The organism is Streptomyces sp. NBC_00690 (assembly GCF_036226685.1).
GTDB lineage: Bacteria > Actinomycetota > Actinomycetes > Streptomycetales > Streptomycetaceae > Streptomyces.
The window spans coordinates 1,154,268-1,173,295 of the sequence record NZ_CP109009.1 but is presented as its reverse complement, the minus strand read 5'-3'; the positions used below and the strand labels follow the sequence as shown (position 1 = coordinate 1,173,295).

19 protein-coding genes are annotated in these 19,028 nt (G+C 67.7%); 14 read left to right on the top strand and 5 right to left on the bottom strand.

Annotation, left to right across the window (positions count from 1 at the left end; genetic code table 11):
* Window positions 1-93: 93 nt before the first annotated feature.
* Window positions 94-1,326: an FUSC family protein gene (locus OID54_RS05120; RefSeq protein ID WP_329014566.1), complete on the top strand. Its 1,233-nt coding sequence runs from the start codon at window positions 94-96 to the stop codon at window positions 1,324-1,326.
* A 132-nt stretch (window positions 1,327-1,458) separates the two neighbouring features.
* Here OID54_RS05120 and OID54_RS05115 read toward each other — a convergent pair whose 3' ends face one another.
* Both OID54_RS05115 and OID54_RS05110 read right to left on the bottom strand, forming a co-directional pair.
* Window positions 1,459-4,218 (bottom strand): SpoIIE family protein phosphatase, encoded by a 2,760-nt coding sequence (locus tag OID54_RS05115; protein ID WP_443055522.1) that lies wholly within the window; start codon window positions 4,216-4,218, stop codon window positions 1,459-1,461.
* Between the two features lie 327 nt (window positions 4,219-4,545).
* On the bottom strand, window positions 4,546-4,938 hold the full coding sequence (locus OID54_RS05110; protein WP_329014563.1) for an ATP-binding protein: 393 nt from the start codon (window positions 4,936-4,938) through the stop codon (window positions 4,546-4,548).
* A gap of 578 nt (window positions 4,939-5,516) precedes the next feature.
* Between OID54_RS05110 and OID54_RS05105 the strand changes: the two genes are divergently transcribed.
* From OID54_RS05105 to OID54_RS05095, 3 genes are all read left to right on the top strand, one after another.
* Entirely contained in the window at window positions 5,517-5,912 is a 396-nt protein-coding gene (locus OID54_RS05105) for an STAS domain-containing protein (RefSeq protein ID WP_329014560.1), read from the top strand.
* Between the two features lie 11 nt (window positions 5,913-5,923).
* Entirely contained in the window at window positions 5,924-6,406 is a 483-nt protein-coding gene (locus OID54_RS05100; RefSeq protein WP_329014557.1) for an ATP-binding protein, read from the top strand.
* 354 nt (window positions 6,407-6,760) lie between these two features.
* Window positions 6,761-6,931 (top strand): hypothetical protein, encoded by a 171-nt coding sequence (locus OID54_RS05095; RefSeq protein WP_329014553.1) that lies wholly within the window; start codon window positions 6,761-6,763, stop codon window positions 6,929-6,931.
* Between the two features lie 141 nt (window positions 6,932-7,072).
* Here the strand turns inward: OID54_RS05095 and OID54_RS05090 are convergent, their stop codons facing one another.
* Together OID54_RS05090 and OID54_RS05085 are read right to left on the bottom strand one after the other, a co-directional pair.
* Window positions 7,073-7,402 carry an ANTAR domain-containing protein gene (locus OID54_RS05090; protein ID WP_329014552.1) on the bottom strand — a complete coding sequence of 110 codons (330 nt, stop codon included), beginning with the start codon at window positions 7,400-7,402 and terminating at the stop codon, window positions 7,073-7,075.
* Window positions 7,403-7,793: 391 nt separating this feature from the next.
* Window positions 7,794-8,597 carry a VOC family protein gene (locus OID54_RS05085; RefSeq protein ID WP_329014549.1) on the bottom strand — a complete coding sequence of 268 codons (804 nt, stop codon included), beginning with the start codon at window positions 8,595-8,597 and terminating at the stop codon, window positions 7,794-7,796.
* Window positions 8,598-8,931: 334 nt separating this feature from the next.
* Between OID54_RS05085 and OID54_RS05080 the strand changes: the two genes are divergently transcribed.
* Both OID54_RS05080 and OID54_RS05075 read left to right on the top strand, forming a co-directional pair.
* Window positions 8,932-9,189 (top strand): DUF6158 family protein, encoded by a 258-nt coding sequence (locus tag OID54_RS05080; protein ID WP_329014546.1) that lies wholly within the window; start codon window positions 8,932-8,934, stop codon window positions 9,187-9,189.
* Between the two features lie 323 nt (window positions 9,190-9,512).
* Window positions 9,513-9,737 carry a hypothetical protein gene (locus OID54_RS05075; RefSeq protein ID WP_329014543.1) on the top strand — a complete coding sequence of 75 codons (225 nt, stop codon included), beginning with the start codon at window positions 9,513-9,515 and terminating at the stop codon, window positions 9,735-9,737.
* 438 nt (window positions 9,738-10,175) lie between these two features.
* Here OID54_RS05075 and OID54_RS05070 read toward each other — a convergent pair whose 3' ends face one another.
* The gene (locus tag OID54_RS05070) at window positions 10,176-10,346 is read right to left on the bottom strand and encodes a hydrophobic protein (protein WP_329014540.1); all 171 of its coding nucleotides are present in this window, start codon (window positions 10,344-10,346) and stop codon (window positions 10,176-10,178) included.
* Between the two features lie 254 nt (window positions 10,347-10,600).
* On the opposite strand from OID54_RS05070, the gene OID54_RS05065 reads away from it, so the two are divergent.
* The 8 genes from OID54_RS05065 to OID54_RS05030 all read left to right on the top strand — a co-directional run bounded on the left by OID54_RS05065 (window position 10,601) and on the right by OID54_RS05030 (window position 18,862).
* On the top strand, window positions 10,601-11,392 hold the full coding sequence (locus tag OID54_RS05065; protein ID WP_329014537.1) for a SigB/SigF/SigG family RNA polymerase sigma factor: 792 nt from the start codon (window positions 10,601-10,603) through the stop codon (window positions 11,390-11,392).
* A gap of 75 nt (window positions 11,393-11,467) precedes the next feature.
* The gene (locus tag OID54_RS05060; RefSeq protein WP_329014534.1) at window positions 11,468-11,977 is read left to right on the top strand and encodes a DUF6328 family protein; all 510 of its coding nucleotides are present in this window, start codon (window positions 11,468-11,470) and stop codon (window positions 11,975-11,977) included.
* A gap of 259 nt (window positions 11,978-12,236) precedes the next feature.
* Complete coding sequence (locus tag OID54_RS05055; RefSeq protein ID WP_329014531.1) at window positions 12,237-12,725, top strand: beta-class carbonic anhydrase; 489 nt, start codon at window positions 12,237-12,239, stop codon at window positions 12,723-12,725.
* Window positions 12,726-12,932: 207 nt separating this feature from the next.
* On the top strand, window positions 12,933-14,036 hold the full coding sequence (locus OID54_RS05050; RefSeq protein WP_329014526.1) for a TetR/AcrR family transcriptional regulator: 1,104 nt from the start codon (window positions 12,933-12,935) through the stop codon (window positions 14,034-14,036).
* Complete coding sequence (locus tag OID54_RS05045) at window positions 14,033-14,665, top strand: transcriptional regulator (RefSeq protein ID WP_329014524.1); 633 nt, start codon at window positions 14,033-14,035, stop codon at window positions 14,663-14,665. The genes OID54_RS05050 and OID54_RS05045 overlap by 4 nt, the downstream gene beginning before the upstream one ends.
* 80 nt (window positions 14,666-14,745) lie before the next feature.
* Window positions 14,746-16,383: a pyruvate, phosphate dikinase gene (locus OID54_RS05040; RefSeq protein WP_329014521.1), complete on the top strand. Its 1,638-nt coding sequence runs from the start codon at window positions 14,746-14,748 to the stop codon at window positions 16,381-16,383.
* 185 nt (window positions 16,384-16,568) lie between these two features.
* Window positions 16,569-18,242: an ABC-F family ATP-binding cassette domain-containing protein gene (locus OID54_RS05035; RefSeq protein WP_329014518.1), complete on the top strand. Its 1,674-nt coding sequence runs from the start codon at window positions 16,569-16,571 to the stop codon at window positions 18,240-18,242.
* A 5-nt stretch (window positions 18,243-18,247) separates the two neighbouring features.
* Window positions 18,248-18,862, top strand: coding sequence for a TetR/AcrR family transcriptional regulator (locus tag OID54_RS05030; protein WP_329014516.1), 615 nt, complete (start codon window positions 18,248-18,250; stop codon window positions 18,860-18,862).
* Window positions 18,863-19,028: the final 166 nt, after the last annotated feature.

Below are 19,028 nucleotides of genomic sequence, written 5' to 3'. Positions count from 1 at the left end.
ATCAGGAGCCCAGGGGAGGCGGGGCGCGACGGCGCCCGGACGCTCCGTACCTCTTCGCGTCCCGCCTCCGCCGCCCCAGCCGGGTGGCCGCCCGTGCCTGAAGCGCGGTCGGCCACCGGCCGGTTGGCGAGCTCGATCCGCCGCATCCGCAGCGAACCCGCGGTCACCCAGACCCTGCGTTCCACCGCAGCCGCGACCATCGCCTATGCCGTCGCACTCTGGCTGAGCAGCGAACCGGCGCCCCTCACCGCCCCCCTCACCGCCCTCCTCGTGGTCCAGGTGACCCTGTACTCCACGCTCACCACGGGCATCCGACGGGTGAACTCCGTGGTGGCCGGGGTGCTGATCGCCAGTGCCTTCAGTGTGTTGGTCGGCCTGAGTTGGTGGAGCCTCGGGCTGATCATCCTGGCGTCGCTCATCGTCGGGTACATGGTCCGCGTCAGTGAGTTCGTCCCCGAGGTGGCGATCAGCGCCATGCTGGTCCTCGGTGTCACCCGGGTGGCGGACACCGCCTGGGACCGTGTGCTGGAGACCCTGATCGGTGCGACCGTCGGACTGCTGTTCAATGTGCTGTTCGTCCCCCCGGTGTGGATCGGTACGGCCGGGGCGTCCATCACCGACCTCGCCCGCAGAATGCGCCAACTGCTGATCCGCATGGGTGAGGAACTCAGTGACCACGTTCCGGTGGAGACGGCCGCGGCCCGACTGTACGAGGCGCGACGGCTCGACAATGACGTCGCCGAGGTGGACGCGGCCCTCCGCCAGGCAGAGGACAGCGTGCGGCTTAATCCGAGGGTGAAGGAAGGACTGCTCAACCGCGTGGTGCTCCGCACCGGCCTGGACACCCTGGAGATCTGCGCCGTGGTGCTCCGCGTGCTGGCCCGGACCATGACCGACCTGGCCCGTGAGCGTGACGGCGCACTCTTCGACCCCGAGGTCGGACGTTCGCTCCAAGAGCTCCTCGGCCATGTCGCCGACGCCTTGGTGAGCTTCGCCGTCCTCGTCACCTCCCAGGTCAGCGAGAGTGCCCAGGCGGCCGAGGATCGACTCGCCGGAGAACTGGCGGCAGCCGTGACCAGCCGGGAGCGAACCGCGAACCTCCTGCTCGACGGCGTACGACACCACCCCGACCATTGGCAGTTGCACGGTGCGCTGTTGACCGAGGTCGATCGGATCCTCGATGAACTCGATCCCGCACACCGATCGCGACGGCTGATGGAGGAGCTGGACCGCAGCGCACGCGAACAGCGTGAGAAGTACCCCAGGATCACCAGGGTCCGGCAGTGGACGAGCACCAAGCGGCAGCGGCACACGGCGGCGCGCTGAGCCGTCGCGAAGCCGTCCCGTTCGCAGTGTTGGGAGACTCCGCCCCTTTCCGAGCTGGCCGTCCACCCTCCGAGCTGGCCGTCTCCACCCTCCGGGCGGCCGGTCGTGGTGTTCGGTCAGATCTGCGTCACGTCATGCATCCCATTGGTCGAGCAGGTCGTCGACCGTGGCCGGCGGTGTCCCTCGCGCATGGAGCGCCTGTTCGGTCCAGAGCACCTTGCCCGTGGCGGTGTAGCGGGTGCCCCATCGCTCCGCCAACTGGGCGACGAGGAACAGACCGCGTCCGCCTTCGTCGGTGACGGCGGCCCGGCGCAGGTGGGGGGCGGTGCTGCTGCCGTCGGACACCTCGCAGATGAGGCTCGTGTTGTGGATCAGCCGAACGGTGATGGGCTGGGCGGCGTAGCGGATGGCGTTGGTGATCAGTTCGCTCAGGATGAGCTCGGTGGTGAACGCGATGTCGTCGAGGCCCCAGGACTCCAACTGGCGCGCACACGCATTGCGGGTCACGGCGACGGCGGCGGGGTCGGACGGCACCTCCCACTGGGCCACGAAGCGCGACTCAAGCAGACGCGTACGGGCCACCATGAGCGCGATGTCGTCGCCCGGGTGCTCGGGCAGCATCGTGTCGAGGATCTCCTGACAGGTCTCCTCCGGCCCGAGCCCGGCCTTGCCCGCCACCGCGGCGCGCAGCAGGGCGAGCCCGGAGTCGATGTCCCGGCGTCGGTCCTCGACCAGACCGTCGGTGTAGAGGATCAGCCTGGACCCTTCGGGCAGTTGGATCTGCGTGCTCTCCACCGGAAGCCCGCTGCCCGCCCCCAGCGGCGGCGAGGGGGAGAGCCGGGGGTAGTACGCCGTGCCGTCGGGGAGGGCCACGACCGGTGGCGGATGGCCCGCGCTGGCCAGGGAACAGCCTCCGGTGATCGGGTCGTAGACCGCATACAAGCAGGTCACACCGGTAACCTCCTGGCTCCGTTCATCGGTGGTGCGGTCCAGGTCCATCTGCTCCACCAACTCGTCCAGATGGCCGAGGATCTCGTCCGGGGCGAGGTCGAGGGAGGAGAAGTTGTGCACCGCGGTCCGCAGCCGCCCCATGGTGGCTGCGGCGTGGAGCCCGTGTCCGACCACATCGCCGACGACGACGGCGACCCGTGTGCCGGGTAGCGGGATGACGTCGAACCAGTCTCCTCCGACCCCGGCCTGCGCCGGCAGGTACCGATGGGCGACCTCCAGGGCGGTCTGGGCGGGCAGCCCGCGCGGCATGAGGCTGCGTTGCAGGGTCACGGCCAGTGAGTGTTCCTTGGTGTACCGGCGGGCGTTGTCGATGCACACCGCGGCGCGGGCGGTGACTTCTTCGGCCAGGGCGAGATCGTCCTCCTCGAAGGGCTCGGGCTTCTCCGAACGCCAGAAGCTCGCCACGCCCAGCACGACGCCGCGTGCGGACAGGGGTGCGCTGATCAGTGAGTGGATGCCGTAGTCGAGGATGCGTTGCGCCCGTTCGGGGTCCTGGGCGCGCCAGCCGGCGGCCCGGTCGAGGTCGCGTTCGACGACGGCTCGACCGCTGGAGAGTCCCTGCACCTGGGGGGTGGAGTCCACGAGCTGGATCAGTTGCCCCTGGGGAAACAGCGGATGGTCGTCCCGGACGCCCGTGATGGCGGTCCGTCGGAGCACCCGCTCGGTCCCCTGGAGTTCCTCGCCCCGCAGAACGGGTTCCGCCAGATCGACGGTGACGAAGTCGGCGAACTGGGGTACGGCGATCTCGGCCAGTTCCTGGGCGGTACGGGGAACCTCCAAAGTGGTTCCGATCCGTACGGAGGCGTCGTAGAGGACCCTGAGTCGGCGCCGGGCCGCATCCGCGCTGCTGGAGAGCGCCAGCAACTCGGTGGAGTCCCGCAGGGTGGCGACACTGCCGGCCGGACCGTACCGGGAGGTGGGGCGCTGGTTGACCGCGAGCAACCGTCCGCCGGCCTCGTGCATCTCATCCGCGACGGCACGGCCTGACGACAGGAGTTCCGCGATGCCGTCGGAGAGACCGAGTTCTGCCACTTTCCGGCCGTCGGAACCCGTCGGCAGATCGAGCAGTCGATGGGCCTCGTCATTGGCCAGCACCATCCGCCCCTCGCGGTCGACGATGACCACACCCTCCTTGACGGCGTGCAGTACGGCGTCATGGTGCTCGTACAGTCGGGTGATCTCGGCCGGACCGAGGCCATGGGTCTGGCGCAGAAGTCGCCGGCTGAGTAGGGCCGCGCCCGCGGTGGAGACGGCGACCGCACCGACGGCGCCACCGATGACCAGCGGCAACTGCTCCGCCGCCGCGCTGTTGACCTCGGCGATGGTGACGCCGGCACCGACGGCACCGACCACCGTTCCGTCCCGCTTCTTGACGGGGACGTACGCCCGGATCTGCGGTCCGAGCGTGCCCACCCTCGTCTCGACGACCGTGCGCCCGGCGAGGAGCGGGGCGATGTCCCGAGAGCTGGGTTTGCCGATGCGGTCCGGGAAGGGATGTGTGTAGCGCAGTCCGTCCCGGCCCACGACGACCACGAAGTCGACGTCCGAGCCCTTCCTGGCCTCTTCGGCTCCGGGTTGGAGCAGGGCCGTGGGATGGTCCGACTCCAGGGCGGGGGCGACACCGGGGGAGCTGGCGAAGCCCTGGGCGACGGCGAGCGAGCGGCTGGCCGCTTCCTGCTTGCTCTCCCGCTGAGCGAGGATGAGGAGCAGGGCGACCGCTCCGGCGGCCAGGAGCACCACGACGATGATCTGAAGGACGAACATCTGGCCGACGACGCTGCGGACCCTCAGGATCGAACGTCTGCGGGGGCCCTTCTTCTGGGTGGCCTGAGAGGCACGCGCGTTCTCATACGAAGTGGACGAGCCTTTTGATCCTGGCATGTCGCATTTCTACATGTTTGCTGTCTCTTCGTTAGATAGGGAGAGCTCGGTTTCCCGGTCTTTTCTCGCCCATGACCGTGCGGGACGGGCCCCTTTCCGGTGCTGATCGACGCTGATCGGGGCTGACTCACCCATGGGTCCACTCTCGTTGACGTCACGGGACGTATCTCGACGCCGCGCGCCGATTCGGGGTCGCCTTCCCATGGTCGTGCCGACGCCGCGCAGCGCCAGGCAGCCCCGTACTGCTCCGTCCCCATCGATCGACTGCGCCAGGTGCTAGGTATCGACATATCGATCCCCAATGGTCCGGGCCCGGTCATCGTGTGCTCACACCAGTCGGAGATGGGCGTGGACGGTCTTCCCGGTGGGCGTCGGGGCGACGGTCACGACATCGCACAGTCGCCGGATGAGGGGCCAGCCGTATCCGCCGGGGGCGTAGTCCCGTGCGGGGGGCGCGGCGCGGGGGAACTCCACGGAGTGGTCGGCGACCGTGATGCACAGCGTGGCCTCATCGCGCAGTTGCGCGGAGAAGGAGGCGACACCACCGCCGTGACGCACCGCGTTGGTCACCAGTTCGGAGGTGACCAGGAGCGCATCCGTGAGCGTCGTGCTTCTTGCGTATCGATCACCGGACCCGAGGAGTTGGCGCACCACGTCCCTGGCGGCTGACGCGGTGACCGGGATTCCGGTCCGCTCGATGGTGGTGTTGTCCGTCGTCACGCGCACCTCCTTTTCCGTGGGCCTGTCGAGTCCCTCGTGATCCGTCTGCCCGCATCAACCCATTCCCATAGGGGGTGCGTGGGGTGATTTCCACGGGGGACCCGTTCGGAGCCCTGCCAGCGCGAAATCCATAGGCAGCTGTGTGGATTCGGTGACCATGAGGTGATCGGAGGTGTGGATGACGAGCGGGCCGGCGCCCCCATCGGACACGCTCACCCCGGCACCCCTACCGAGATACACCCCGGCACCCGTTCCGAGATATACCCGCTCCGCGCGGGCGTTCCGCCGCCGTCCGATCGACGGTCCTCGCGGCGGCCGGTCGACACGCCGCGTTCGTGCTGATCGGCCGCCACGAGGGCCCACCCGCCGCCGGAGTGGGGCCAGCCCTTGGCCGGTCCGTTCTGGTCGGGTGGTGCTTCCCCTCGTTTCGGGAGTTTCGTCGAAGGATCTGTGGGCACTGTGGGGACATCCGGAACCAGCCGGATGAAGATCAGCCCCGGGTCGGCGGCCAAGTCCACCCGCCCGGGACAGCGCACCCGCTACTGGGGCGCCGGACACAGGTCAGAAGGGAGAGGCCCATGGTGTCGGGAGTCTCTGGGCACCCCCGAGAAGGGGAAACGGCCACGGGTCGCTTCGGCATCGAGGTGCGCCCCATGGCTGGCGCACTGGTTGTGGTGCTGGCAGGAGAACTTGACCACGACACGGCTCCGCCGTTGCGTGATGCCCTGGCCGAGGGTGTCGCCGCGAAGCCGGGCAGCATCGTCGTGGACTGCGCAGAACTGGGTTTCTGCGATTCGACCGGCCTCAACGTGCTGTTGCGGGCCAGGATCGAGGCGCAGGAGGCGGGCAGCGTACTGGAACTGTCCGCACTCCAACCCCAGGTGGCCCGAATGTTCGACATCACCGGTGCGGACACCGTATTCACGGTTCACGACAGCCTGGACGCGGCTCTGACGGATCGGCGGCAGTCATAGCGGAGGAGCTGATGGGCACACACGTCCGCGGGCAGGGACAGACCCGGCGACTCGGGCTGTTCGGAACCAGAGGGGTGGTGGGCCGCTGCCGGGACTTCGCCTCCCGGGCGCTCGCCGACTGGGGGTGGACCCCAGCGGCGGGCGAGGCCGCTAGCCGGGCCGACGATGTGCTCCTGGTCGTCTCCGAACTCGTCACCAACGCCTGCCTCCACGCCGGCGGTCCGACCGAACTGGTGCTGCGCCACACCTCGGAAGGCGTACGCATCGAAGTGGCGGACCGCAACCCCCAGCCGCCCGAGCCACGGGCGCGGGAAGTGCGACTCCCAGGTGGCCACGGTCTTCTCGTACTGGAAAGACTGGCGGACAGTTGGGGGTCGACACCCCTGGGGGCGGGCAAGGTGGTCTGGGCGAACCTCGGCCCTGCACCACACGCACCACACGCACCACATGACAACGGAACGGGTACCCGCCCGGGCCCACCGGGCTCGGACTGAGCCGAACGCCGGCGGCCTGGAGACCACCGATCGACCGCCCACCACCGATCGACCGCGCCACGAACCAGATCGACCGCGACACGAAGCAGATCGACCGCGACTGAGAAAATCCAACCCGTCCCGTCACCGCTCGGTGATGACCTGGCCGGTTCGCCACGTCCGTCGAACGTGCTCGGGTGGCGAGCCAGAGGCACGCATCTGGCCCGGTTCGCACCAAGGCGACACCCGGGAGTCCGGTTCGCCTCCGCGCGCTTCGAGTCGTACGGTCGGGTTCGAGTAGCCGTACCGGCCCGGGCGCCCCGGGCGGGTGAGGGGCATCCCACCGAAACGTTCGCGTCATGGAAGGCCACCGTCATGGGCTGGGTGAAAGCGAAGATCAAACAGGCGATGGGCAGCAAGAAGGAAGCCGATGGCATCGCCCTCCACAACGAGGAATTGAAGGAACGCGGGCGCCGCGAACGGGAACAGGCGCGAGCCGAGGCAGAACGCCTCCGGGACAATGCGCGGCACCGGCACGAACGGTGACCGACCGCGCCCGGACCACGGTGATGAGCCCGGGATGCGAAGTCCACGACTGCGCTCCCATCCGACGCAACGGTCGAGTGCTTCGACGCGGGCCTGCACCCCACGACGGACACCCGTGACCGGGTGTCGTCGTGGGGTGTCTCACTGCCCCTGGCGAGCTCGGACGGAGTAGACCTCCCGCAGGGCACTACGCACCTGCGGGGGTGGAGGCGGACCGTATGCACTCTCGACGATGTGCCGTGCGACCTCGCGCAGTTTGATGTTGCTGTGTTGGGAGACCCGGACGAGGATCTGCCAAGCGTCCTCCGGGGTGCAGGAGGCGGTCGCCATGATGACACCCCGTGCCATGTCGATCACCGGGTGAGAGGCCAGCGCCTTGCGCAGCCCCGCGATCTCGTCGCGCAACTCCTCCACACCGAGCGCGGACGGATCGGGGCCCCGAGCCACAGCGCCCCGAGTCGAAGCGGGCACTTCTCGACGCGAGGCTGTCGTCTGCTCGCGGGAGTGCTCCACAGCATGTTGTGCGGGCACGGCGGGTCGGGGAGCGACTGCGGGCCCATCGGCGGCGCTGGCCCCCGTACACAGCGACCATCCGTCTTCGCCATCGGGCAGCACTGAGGGCGACCGCACACGGTCTCCTTGAGGTGCTTCGGTGGACGGGTCCGATGCCGGACCGCTCTCGTGCGCGGGACTCCGTGGCCCCTGTGAATCAACCTCTCCGGCGTCCATCGAGGCCCCTCCCGCCCTCCCTCGTCCGCCATTGGCTCCTTCGGGTGCCGTGGCTCAGACGCGCTTCTGCCCCGCGGCTGCGGCGGACACTCCCGGTGGACAGGTGTGGTCGTGGCCGTGTGTCGCCGAAGGCTCAGAGCCGGGCAGTGACGGTGAACAGCGCACCGTCCGGATCGCGCAGTGCGGCTTCCGGCCTGCCCTCCCTGGTCGTACGCCGTTCGAGGACCACTCCGCCGCGATCCTCAGCCGCCTGCGCCGTGGCAGCGACATCGGCCACGGGGAAGTGCACATCCCAGCGGGGGCGGATCAGCGGATTGGGCGCGGCGCCCTCCGCCCCCGAACTGAGCCGTGCCAGTACATGGCCATCGCTGACAAGGACGACCTCGTCGTTCTCGTACCGCACATCGCAGCGCCCCGGGTGCTCGGTCGCCCAGTCCAGCACTTCCCCGTAGAAGATCGCGGCCTCGAACGCGCTGCGCGTGCGGAGCAGCAGCCAAGCGGGTGCGTCCTTGTGGCCGGACTGCCAGTCGGGAAGTCGCGCACCCTCCCAGATGCCGAACACTGCACCGTCACGGTCCGCTGCCAGGGCCCCGCGGCCCAGGGAGAATGCCAACGGTCCCACCGCCACGGTGCCACTGCGCTCCCGGATCCGTGCCGCGGACACATCGGCATCGGCAACCGCGAAGTACGGGGTCCACGAGATGGCCATCTGGAGCCGGGGCGCGAGGGCGCCGATGCCCGCCACGGGAAAGTCGTCCTGGAGGGCGACCGTGAATTCGTCGCCGAGCCGCCCCTTGCGGAAGGTCCAGCCCAGTACCTGGCCGTAGAACTCCTGTGAAGCCCGTAGGTCACGGGCCATGAGGCTGACCCAGCAGGGCGCTCCGATGACCTCCGCGCTCGATGCCATCGCGGGAGCGGGTTCTCTCTTCTGTGTCATCGCGATCATGTCCTGGGGTCTGGGTCTCGGCACACTCCCGGCACGGCGGCAGGCCCCGGGGGGTACGGCTCCCTCATCCTGCCTTCACCGCGGCGACCGCGCGAGTCGCTGCCTCCTGTGACGGCGGGACCGAGCGGGGTGGACACCGTGGCCCTGCTCGGGGCGGCCGAGTTGCACGGCTCCCCTCCAGGGTGCCGGATGGTGCGACGGACCCACGAGTACCCGCACCGGCGTTGTGACACCGCGATCGGCACCATCGACCGTGGTGTGTCGAAGCCGCCGAGCGGGACCCTGTCCGCAGCAGGACTGAGGAGAGCAAAGGAGTGCGGGTGCGATGACAGAGGCTGCCAACCATCACCAGGGCATTGAGGCTGCCCGGCTGGGGGACCAGGAATTGATAAGAGAACTGGAGAACATCCACCGCAGCAGGCACGACACACTGCTGTACGGATCGCCGGCCGCGCTCTCCGCCCACACCACCCGGATGGCCGAGTTGGAAGAGGAGTATGTACGGCGGCACCCGGACCGTCGCGTCTCGGCGGGCAGGACACGTGAGGGAGCTCGTGCCCGCACCCCGCGCAAACAGGACTGACGTCCGCAGCACGCTGCCGGCCTGCCCCGGAGGGATTCAGCGCGACCGGATCCGCTTCGGGAGCATCCCGACGGTCGAGTCGGAAACCGAAGCGGGTTCGCCCTGGCCACCCCTTGCCGGGACAGGACCGGAGGACCCGAGGACGGCTGTGCCCGACCGCCGCATCCGTACGCGTTGCAACTTCCCTTGCTGCCACCGGTGCTGACGGATAGATCAGCAGTTCGACGGGCGCCATCTTCAGCCGATGGTTGCGGAATGATCGCTGCTGCCCCGGGTACCTGCGAAACACCAACTATCCGTCCCGCAACAGGAAGGTGAGACCTATGGGCCTGGGAGGGTGCATCATCCTGATCGCCGTCGGGGCGATCCTGACATTCGGCACTGACTGGGAGATGAAGGGCGCCAACCTCGATGTGATCGGCCTGATCCTGATGGCCGTTGGATTCATCGGGGTCGTGACCTTCGCCAGCATTGCCAAGCGCCGCCGAGTCGTGGTGCCGCCGGCGACTCCTGTCATCGACGAGGGGCGGGGCGACCGTCCGTACTGACCCCAGACGATGAGATCGGCTGGCGGCCGGCGCCGAAGCGGGAGAACGAACCCCCGCGGCCAGGGAAGGAACGTATCTGCCCCTGAGTGATCGCCGTCTGGTGCCATCGGCCTACCTGACCACGAACCCCGTGGATGTGCCAGCCTTCCTGAGCGACCGGAGGCCGGTGCATCCACGGGCTTTCGCATGCGGGCACCCCGTCCCATCGGCAGATCATCCTCCGTGGTCATCCGCCGTACGACACCTCCCGGTTGTGGAAGGGCGATCCCATCGAAGCCCGCTCGGAGGGGGTTCCGCCCGGATTCTCGGGTCGGTTCACGGCCACCTCCCGGGCAGCGAGTCTCTACGGCGTGCGCGCGAGACGGCGGCCGGCGCAGCGAAGGGGGGTGGCAGACGAACGATCGTCTGCCACCCCCCTTCGCTGCGCCGCCTCGGGAACTACCAGCGGTACCAGCGTGACCGGCCGCCCGCCGGTGTGGTGCTGCGCATGGCGAAGCCCAGCAACCAGACGACGAGAACCGCCAGCGCTATCCACCACAACGCCTTCACCGCGAATCCCACACCGAAAAGAAGAACGGCCAGCAAGAGCACGAGCAGAATGGGAACCATGGGTGTCACCTCCGTGGAAACGGCTTCCCCCATTCAACTGCCCTACGCACAGCCTCTGTCGGAGAATGCGCGCGGATACATCCCTGTTTACCGGATCGAACCCGGGGCAGGCGCGCCTTGTGCTTCGGACCGGAGGCACGCCCGCGGAGAAGGTGAACACCGCGAATGCCGGAGATCGCACCCGACATTCGTCCACGTCCCCCCTTTCGCGGTCGCCAACATCCGTCCGCACCGCTGAGGGAGTGGCGCACACCATGCCCACACATGTGAACACCCTGCGCCCGCACGACGACGCGCCCAACACCGAGGCCGCTTTCGTCCGGTTGGCCGATACACCGTCCGGCCCGGAACGGGACGCCCTGCGGCAAGAGTTGATCCGAGCCTGGCTGCCGATGTCCGAACGGCTCGCAAGCCGGTTCAAGAACCGCGGAGAGACGTTCGAGGACCTCTGTCAAGTGGCAGCGCTCGGTCTGGTCAAGGCTGTCGACCGCTATGACCCGCAGCGCGGCAGCGCCTTCGTCAGCTTTGCCGTGCCGACCATCACCGGAGAGGTGAAACGCCACTTCCGCGACCACATGTGGACCCTGCATGTGCCGCGGCGCGTTCAGGACCAGCGCAATCGCGTCCGTACCGCCCAGCGCGAGCTGCTCCAGACCATCTCGGGTCGCACTCCCACGGAGGGCGAGATCGCACGCCGGGCCGGTCTGACCGTGGCCGAGACCAAGTCGGGAATGGAAGCCCTCGGCTGCTACAGCACGCTTTCCCTCGATGCCCAGCCATCAGGCGGCGACCACGGCGTCGCCCTCGCGGAGGTCATCGGCGCGCCCGATCACGCCTTGGACGTCGTCATCGATCGGGAAGCGGTCAGGCCGCGCCTACGGAAACTGCCCGAGCGGGAACGCAGGATCCTATACATGCGGTTCTTCCGCGATATGACGCAGAGCAGCATCGCGAAGGACCTGGGCATCTCCCAGATGCACGTCTCCCGATTGATCAGCAACTTGTGCGATCGGTTACGTCGGGAAATCATCCAGGATGCCGTATAGAAGGTAGAAGTCGATCAGCATGGATGTCCGGACCAAGGATATCTTCGCGACAGAACTTTCTCGGAGGGTCCTTCTGTGGAGTCCAGTGATCAAGCGAAGAGGCGCGGTCGACACGAGACGGAGGAAGAGCGGGCCGATCGACGCTGGAGTGATCTCCTCCAAGAATTGCGGGTCGCCCAGACCGGGGTGCAGCTCCTCTTCGGATTTCTGCTGACGATGGTGTTCCAGCCGCGCTTCACCACCCTCTCGGAGACCGACCAGAACATCTATCTGACGACGGTTATGCTCGGCGCCGCTGCTACCGGCGCCCTGATCGGTCCGGTCTCCTTCCATCGGCTCCTCGCTGGTCGCCGTCTCAAACCGCAGACGGTCGTCTGGGCTTCGCGGCTGACGATGACAGGGCTGGTGCTCCTCCTCTTCACCATGGCCTCCGCACTGCTCCTCATCCTGCGGGTGGTGCTCCACAATGATGTGGCGGTCTGGCTGGTCGTCGGCATGGTGCTCTGGTTCGTCCTGTGTTGGTTCATCCTGCCGTTGTGGACCAGGGCACGACATGCGAGCGAGATGGAGGCCCCGTCGAACTGACGGGATTGCCAGAACGGCAGTGCTCGATCGGCACGGTGGCGCGTCATGCTCGTGAACCACCAGCGTTGCGGCCCACCTCGTACAAGCGTGCGTCGATGGTGTGTACGGTTCCTGAATCGCTTCCCAGCTGCCGGTATGTCGTCGCCCGAGGGCCGTTGTTGCCGGCGTATTGCGGTCTTGTGGCGAGTACGGAAGGGGCGTTCCGGTCGGTACGGGGCGTCACTACGTTGGCAGCTTCGTCGAAAGAAAGCGAGACGAGATGTCCGTCACCGACCGGTACCTCGCCAACAACGAAACCTACGCGGCCTCCTTCAACGGGCCGTTGCCACTGCCTCCCGCCTCCGGTGTCGCCGTCGTCGCCTGCATGGACGCTCGGCTCAACGTCTATGGAATCCTGGGTCTCGAAGAGGGCGAAGCCCACGTCATTCGCAATGCGGGCGGTGTGATCACCGACGATGAGATCCGATCGCTGGCCATCAGCCAACGGCTGCTCGGTACCCGGGAGATCATCCTCATCCATCACACCGACTGCGGAATGCTGACCTTCACCGACGACGCCTTCGCCGGCCAGTTGGAGAAGGAGACCGGGCAGGCGCCGACCTGGTCGGCTGAAGCCTTCCCCGACCTCGACGACGACGTACGTCAGTCGGCGCACCGCATCACATCGAGCCCGTTCCTGCTGCACACCGATGCGGTACGAGGCTTTGTCTTCGACGTCGCCACCGGAAAGCTCAACGAGGTCGTCTGACCTGCCCGACCTGCCCGAGCGGGGCACCCCGTCTTCAAGCCGCCCGTGTACCGGCCCGCCCCACGAGGACCGGGGCACGGGGGTCGGGGGGCACGCGAGTGCACGGGGCGAGCATCGCCCTGATTCGGCTTTCGCGATTTCAGATGTTCTCATCATCGGGATGTTCAGTGTATCTTGATTCCCCGAGGTGAGGGAGGCGAGCACGGCATGGTCCGACTGACACGGGCTCAGCAGCAGGAACGAACGCGCGCAGCTGTACTGGTCGCGGCGGCGGCGGAGTTCGCCGCCCACGGATTCGCCGCAGCCAAGGTCGACCAGATCGCCGAGCGGGCCGAACTGACCCGCGGCGCGGTCTACTCGAACTTCCCCAGCAAACGCGCGCTCTATCTGGCCCTGCTCGTCGAGACGGTCGAACGCGAGGCCGTCGCAGATCTCCCTGCGGCCTCCCCCCGGACCACGGCCGATGCGCTGGGTTCGTTCGCCCGTGTCTGGCTCGAACGACTGCCCCTGGTGGGCGACACAGAAACCCAGGTGCACCCGCGCTCGCTCGCCGCCGTGGTCGATGATGCTGCGAGCCGCATGGCACTGGCGCGGGTCGCCGGTCTGGAGGTGCTGCTGTTGGCTCTCGCGCTGGAGTCGTGCGCGCCCCCGGATGCGGAACCGATGCGGCAGGTGCGGCGGGCCGATCTCGTCCTGCGGTTGTTGAACGGCTCCGGCCCGCTGGCCGATCCGGTGCTCGGATCGGACCCCTTCGACGTGGCAGCCGCTTGCCGCCACCTCGGCGGGCTCGATCTCGCCGATGTCTGGGACCCGCCGCACCTGCCCTACATCGCTGCCGCGCTCCCCTGCCGGAAACCATGGGTTCCGCCCGCGGAGTTGCCGGACCTGATCACCGGACGTGGGGTCGGCTTCGAGGAGGACGGCGTGATCGCGGTCCTCGGCACCCATCGGCTGGACGCGGCCGAAGAGATCGTCAGAGCCGCCCGCCCGGGCGAACAGGTCACCGTGGCAGTGGTGACGAGTGACCCCGCCGAGATCGGGCGCCTCATCCGGCTCAGGATTGGTGACTTCGCTCGTTGTCTGCGCCGGGTGTTCGCACCGGACGATGCACCACAACTCCGTCTGGTCCTCGATGACAGTGCCCAGCTCGCATCGGCCGTCACAGCGGCGGGCGCCGATGATGCAACCGAGCACGCGGTACGCATCCATCAGGGCGAGGTCGTCGCCCGGGCCCAGGGCCGCGGCGCCGCGCACGCCGCGGCAGCCGTCGATGCCGCCGCCATCGTCCGCCCACCCGGGGGAGCACCGTGAAGCCCCCTGTCTCACCCCATGCGACCAGCGTCGACCTCCTGGTGCTGCACACCCTCCGCTGTATCGGCTTCACAAGCCTCGCCCGAGTGGCCGCAGCCGTGGGGCTATCCGCGGATGAGGTCCAGTCGGAGCTGATCGACCTCGCCGTGGCCGGACTCGTCACCCACACGGCAGGTGACTTCGGTGGTTGGGGGCTCACCGAGGCCGGTCGTGCCCAGGACGCCGAACGGATCACCGCAGAGCTTGCAGCAGCCGGCACCCGAGCCGTGGTCAACAAGGCGTACGAGGGCTTTCTGGTGCTCAACCCCGAATTGCTCGATCTCTGCACGGCATGGCAGTTGCGGACCGTCGACGGTGTCATGATCATGAACGACCACACCGACCCCGACTACAACCGCCGTGTTCTGTGCCGGCTCACGGATCTCGACCAGCGGGCCGAGGCGGTCTGTGCCGACCTGTCCGCCACGATGCTTCGTTTCCGGCGCTACCGGGTCCGCTTCACCGGCGCACTGGATCGGGCCAGGTCCGGTGAGTTGGACTACGTCGCGGACAACCTGGATTCCTACCACACGGTGTGGTTCCAGCTCCATGAAGACCTGCTCACCACCTTGGGGATCCCACGGCATTGAAACCACCGGCCGACGCGTCGGACTTCCCGGCTCGTCGCCGGTGAGACGTCGAGCGGGGCCATGGGAGGTCGAACGACGAGATGAACTGGATTCACCCGCTCGCCGCAGAGGTCCATGAACCGGCGGACGTCCTGGGCGGCAAGGCCCACGGTCTGGTGGTGCTACAGCGCCTCCGACTTCCCGTCCCACCGGGATTCATCATCACCACGAAGGCGTGCCGGGCGTTCCTCCGCGACGGACGACCACCCCGGGACCTCGCTGCCGAACTCACAGCTGCCACCGCCGAACTCGAAAGGGCCACACACCGCAACTTCGGCGGCGCCCCAAGGCCCCTGGTGGTGTCCGTACGCTCCGGTGGCGCGGTGTCCATGCCGGGCATGATGAGCACCGTCCTCAACCTCGGGCTCACCGCCGAAGCCACCGTCGGCTTGGCCGACGAGACGGGTGATGTGCGGTTCGCGCTCGACTCACGGCTGAAGTTCCTGTCCAGCTTTGCCAGCGAGGTCGCCGGCGTGGATCGCGGCAGCCTCGAAGACATCGAGCGAGGGACCAGCGAATCGAACCCCGGCGACGCCGAAGCCCTTCTCACCGATGGAATCCGGGCCGTCGAAGCCCTGATCAGAGAGCGCACCGGGGAGCCCGTCCCGGAAAGCGCGCCTCGACAGTTGGAACGCGCGGTCGAGGCCGTCTTCTCCTCGTGGAACACCCCGCGGGCGAAGACCTACCGCGATCTGCACGGCGTCCCGGGCGACCTCGGCACGGCCGTGACCGTACAGACGATGGTGTTCGGGAATCGTGACGAGCGCAGTGGGACCGGAGTGGCGTTCAGCCGTAGTCCCAACACCGGTGAATCGGTTCCCTACGGTGAGGTCCTGTTCGGCAGCCAAGGGGACGAGGTCGTCTCCGGCAGGTCCTTGACGCGGCCACTGACCGAATTGGCCGACCGGGAGCCGACGGTGTGGGCGACGCTTCTCGATGCTCTGAGCCGGATCGAGGAGCACTATCGCGACGCATGCTATGTCGAGTTCACCTTTGAGGCGGGCGAGCTATGGATCCTCCAGGTTCGCACGGGGCGACTCGTCGGACGCGCCGCAGTCCGGGTCGCGGTCGACCTCGCCGACGACGGTGTGATCGGGCGCCGAGAGGCACTATTGCGCGTATCCCCCCATCACCTCTCCCAAGTGCGTACCCCGCGCCTGGAAGTCGCAGACTCAGGTGACGTCCTCACCCGAGGGCTGGGCGCGTCTCCGGGGGTTGCGATCGGTGCCATGGCCACCACCGCCGACACCGCGGCCCGAATGGCTTCGAGGGGCCCGGTCGTCCTGGTGCGGCCGGAGACCTCTCCGCTCGACATGCACGGCCTGATCGCCGCCGCTGGCGTCCTCACGACGCGCGGCGGGCCGACCAGCCACGCCGCCGTGGTCGCCCGCGCCATGGGCAAACCGGCCGTCGTGGGGGCCGTGGATCTCACCGTCGACGTGGCCGCGGGCAGTGTGCGCGCCGGTCGACGGACCATCCACGAGGGGACGCTCATCGCCATCGACGGGACAGGTGGTGAGGTCGTCGTCGGTGCTCCGCGCATCACCTCGACCTCGGCTGATCACCATCTGGGACGACTGCTCCGCTGGGCCGACGCAGTCGCAGGTGACTCCACGGGCCGCAGTGAAGAGGCCCGTCTCACTGCGGCACACCGCGCCCTCGATTCAGGGTCGGGCTAGGCCATGTCTTCGATCACGTCGTCGATGACGAGGGTTGCCACTCGAAGGTGATGCATGCCTTGCCCATGGGCAGGGGGTCAACGAGCGATCCGTTGGATCTGCACGGATGCGCAGTTCAGCCATGGTGTGGCTCGGGGCAATGGTGAGAGTGCGCCTATTTATCACGCGTGTGATAAATATGGTCCATGGGTCATACCGAGGTAAGCGGAGTCTCGTGCACACTGCCCGATGGCCGCCCCCTGCTTGAGGACATCTCGTTTCGGGTGGGTGCTGGCGAGAGGGTGGCTCTGGTCGGCGCCAATGGTTCCGGCAAGAGCACCCTGTTGCGTGTGATCACCGGGGCGCTGATTCCGGACAGGGGAACGGTCAGCCGTAGCGGAAGTCTCGGCGTCATGCCTCAGTTCATCAAAGGAGGCACGGTACGTTCGGTGTTGCTGGCCGTAGCACCGGAGCGCCTGAGGCAGGCAGCCGATCTGGTGTCGGAAGCCGAGGCAGCCATGTCCGCACACCCGGCCCCCGCCGCGCAGATGGCCTATGCGTCGATGCTGGCGCAGTGGGGAGACGCCGGTGGATATGAGGCAGAGGTGTTGTGGGACGTGTGTACCACTGCAGCGTTGGGTGTGCCGTTCGACCGGTGTCAAACGCGTGAGATCGACACCTTGTCCGGAGGTGAGCAGAAACGACTCGTCCTGGAAGCCCTCCTGCGTGGCCCCGACGATGTGCTGCTCTTGGACGAACCGGACAACTTCCTGGATGTCCCCGGCAAACGCTGGCTTGAGGACCGTCTCCAGGAGACCGACAAGAGCGTGCTGTACGTCAGTCATGATCGGGAGTTGCTGGCGCGTACCGCGCAGAGCATGGTGACCGTGGAACTCGGCGCGGCAGGCAACACCGCTTGGGTCCATCCAGGGGGCTTCGCCACGTATCAGGAGGCACGCGTCGCACGGTTTGAGCGGCTCGATGAGCTGCGCAGGAGGTGGGACGAAGAACGCGGCAAGCTCAAGGCCCTGGTCCAGATGTACAAGCAGAAGGCCGCGTACAACTCCGATATGACATCCCGCTACCGGGCAGCTCAATCCCGACTCACACGATTTGAGCAGGCCGGGCCACCCCAAGAGCAACCCCGCGAACAGCAGTTGGGAATGCGGCTTCGTGGAGGACGTACCGGCAAACAGGCTGTGATGTGTGAGAACGTCGGGCTGACCGGGCTGATGAAACCGTTCGATCTTGAAGTCTGGTACGGCGACCGGGTCGCGGTCCTGGGCTCCAACGGCTCGGGCAAGTCACACTTCCTGCGCCTGCTCGCCGCCGGCGGCACCGATCCGGAACCATGGCACTCTCCGGTGAGTGAGCTGGTCATCGAGCCAGTGGCACACACGGGTCAGGCGCGCTTGGGTGCTCGGGTGCGTCCGGGGTGGTTCGCGCAGACACACGGCCGCCCCGACCTGACCGGCCGTACTCTGTTGTCGATTCTGCACCGGGGTGACGAGGCACGTGCGGGGATGCCCCGTGAGGACGCTTCGCGTGCGCTGGCCCGGTACGAGTTGGCATCAGCCGCGGAACAGGTCTTCGATTCGCTCTCCGGCGGGCAGCAGGCTCGTTTTCAGATCCTCCTGCTCGAACTGAGCGGTGCGACCCTGCTCCTGCTCGATGAGCCCACCGACAACCTCGACCTCGTCTCCGCCGAGGCGCTCCAACAGGCATTGGGAGCATTCGAAGGTACTGTCATCGCGGTCACCCACGATCGATGGTTCGCCCGTGACTTCGGCCGTTTCCTGGTCTTCGGGTCCGACGGCGGGGTCTATGAGTCAGCGGTTCCGGAGTGGTCTGAGAGCCGGGTCGCCCGGGAGCGGAGGTAGGGATCATGCCTGCTCGTATCGATGCGCAACAGCGGCGGCAGCATGTCGTGGCAGCGGCTTTCCGCCTCGTCGTCGCCGAAGGGCTGGAAGGGATGTCCCTGCGCAAGGTCGCTGCCGAAGCCGGGCTGAACATCGGATCGGTGCGCCACTACTTCGACAACCACCACGATCTCGTCGCGGCGGCCGTTCACGAGACCGGCGATCGCATGGGGCGTCGGCTGGCCAAACACACTCCCGAATCGCTGGTCGGACTCCGCGGTGAGGACGCCATCAACGCGCTCCAAGCTCTCGTGGAGGAGGTGCTCCCCGTAGATGAGGCGCGCTGTGCCGAGGCGGCCGTGCTGCTGGAGTTCATGATCGCGGCGCGCACAAAGCCGGTGTTCCGGCCGGTGACCGAGCGGATGGCAGCGGACCTGCACCAACTCCTCGCCGACGCGCTCGATGCCTTGGGGGTCGCGCATGTCCAAGGTGAGGCCGACCGCCTGATGGCACTCATCGGCGGATTGACCATTGACACAGTGACCCCTCATGGCTCACTCGGCGTCGACCGCGTTCGTGCGACACTCCGGGCCCATCTGGGTGCCGTTCTCGCGACGCATGAGGAATGCCCACGGCGCTAGGTCCTGTCATCGAACGTCCCGCCCACAGCAGAGTGATGCGAAGGTGACCGCTGCTTCCTAGGACTCGACGGCCTCGCCGAACTCAGCTCGCCCGCCCGTCTGCTGACAGCGGACCATCGGCGGCCATGAGGCCAACCTTGGCCGACAGGCTCGCCCCCTATTGAGC

Bases quoted from the DNA above. Each gene is read 5' to 3' on its own strand.
- OID54_RS05050 (WP_329014526.1), top strand. From the start codon at position 12,933: ATGGTCCGACTGACACGGGCTCAGCAGCAGGAACGAACGCGCGCAGCT.
- OID54_RS05030 (WP_329014516.1), top strand. From the start codon at position 18,248: ATGCCTGCTCGTATCGATGCGCAACAGCGGCGGCAGCATGTCGTGGCA.
- OID54_RS05055 (WP_329014531.1), top strand. From the start codon at position 12,237: ATGTCCGTCACCGACCGGTACCTCGCCAACAACGAAACCTACGCGGCC.
- OID54_RS05100 (WP_329014557.1), top strand. From the start codon at position 5,924: ATGGGCACACACGTCCGCGGGCAGGGACAGACCCGGCGACTCGGGCTG.
- OID54_RS05035 (WP_329014518.1), top strand. From the start codon at position 16,569: ATGGGTCATACCGAGGTAAGCGGAGTCTCGTGCACACTGCCCGATGGC.
- OID54_RS05085 (WP_329014549.1), bottom strand. From the start codon at position 8,597: ATGACACAGAAGAGAGAACCCGCTCCCGCGATGGCATCGAGCGCGGAG.
- OID54_RS05070 (WP_329014540.1), bottom strand. From the start codon at position 10,346: ATGGTTCCCATTCTGCTCGTGCTCTTGCTGGCCGTTCTTCTTTTCGGT.
- OID54_RS05105 (WP_329014560.1), top strand. From the start codon at position 5,517: ATGGTGTCGGGAGTCTCTGGGCACCCCCGAGAAGGGGAAACGGCCACG.
- OID54_RS05080 (WP_329014546.1), top strand. From the start codon at position 8,932: ATGACAGAGGCTGCCAACCATCACCAGGGCATTGAGGCTGCCCGGCTG.
- OID54_RS05115 (WP_443055522.1), bottom strand. From the start codon at position 4,218: ATGCCAGGATCAAAAGGCTCGTCCACTTCGTATGAGAACGCGCGTGCC.
- OID54_RS05040 (WP_329014521.1), top strand. From the start codon at position 14,746: ATGAACTGGATTCACCCGCTCGCCGCAGAGGTCCATGAACCGGCGGAC.
- OID54_RS05095 (WP_329014553.1), top strand. From the start codon at position 6,761: ATGGGCTGGGTGAAAGCGAAGATCAAACAGGCGATGGGCAGCAAGAAG.
- OID54_RS05075 (WP_329014543.1), top strand. From the start codon at position 9,513: ATGGGCCTGGGAGGGTGCATCATCCTGATCGCCGTCGGGGCGATCCTG.
- OID54_RS05065 (WP_329014537.1), top strand. From the start codon at position 10,601: ATGCCCACACATGTGAACACCCTGCGCCCGCACGACGACGCGCCCAAC.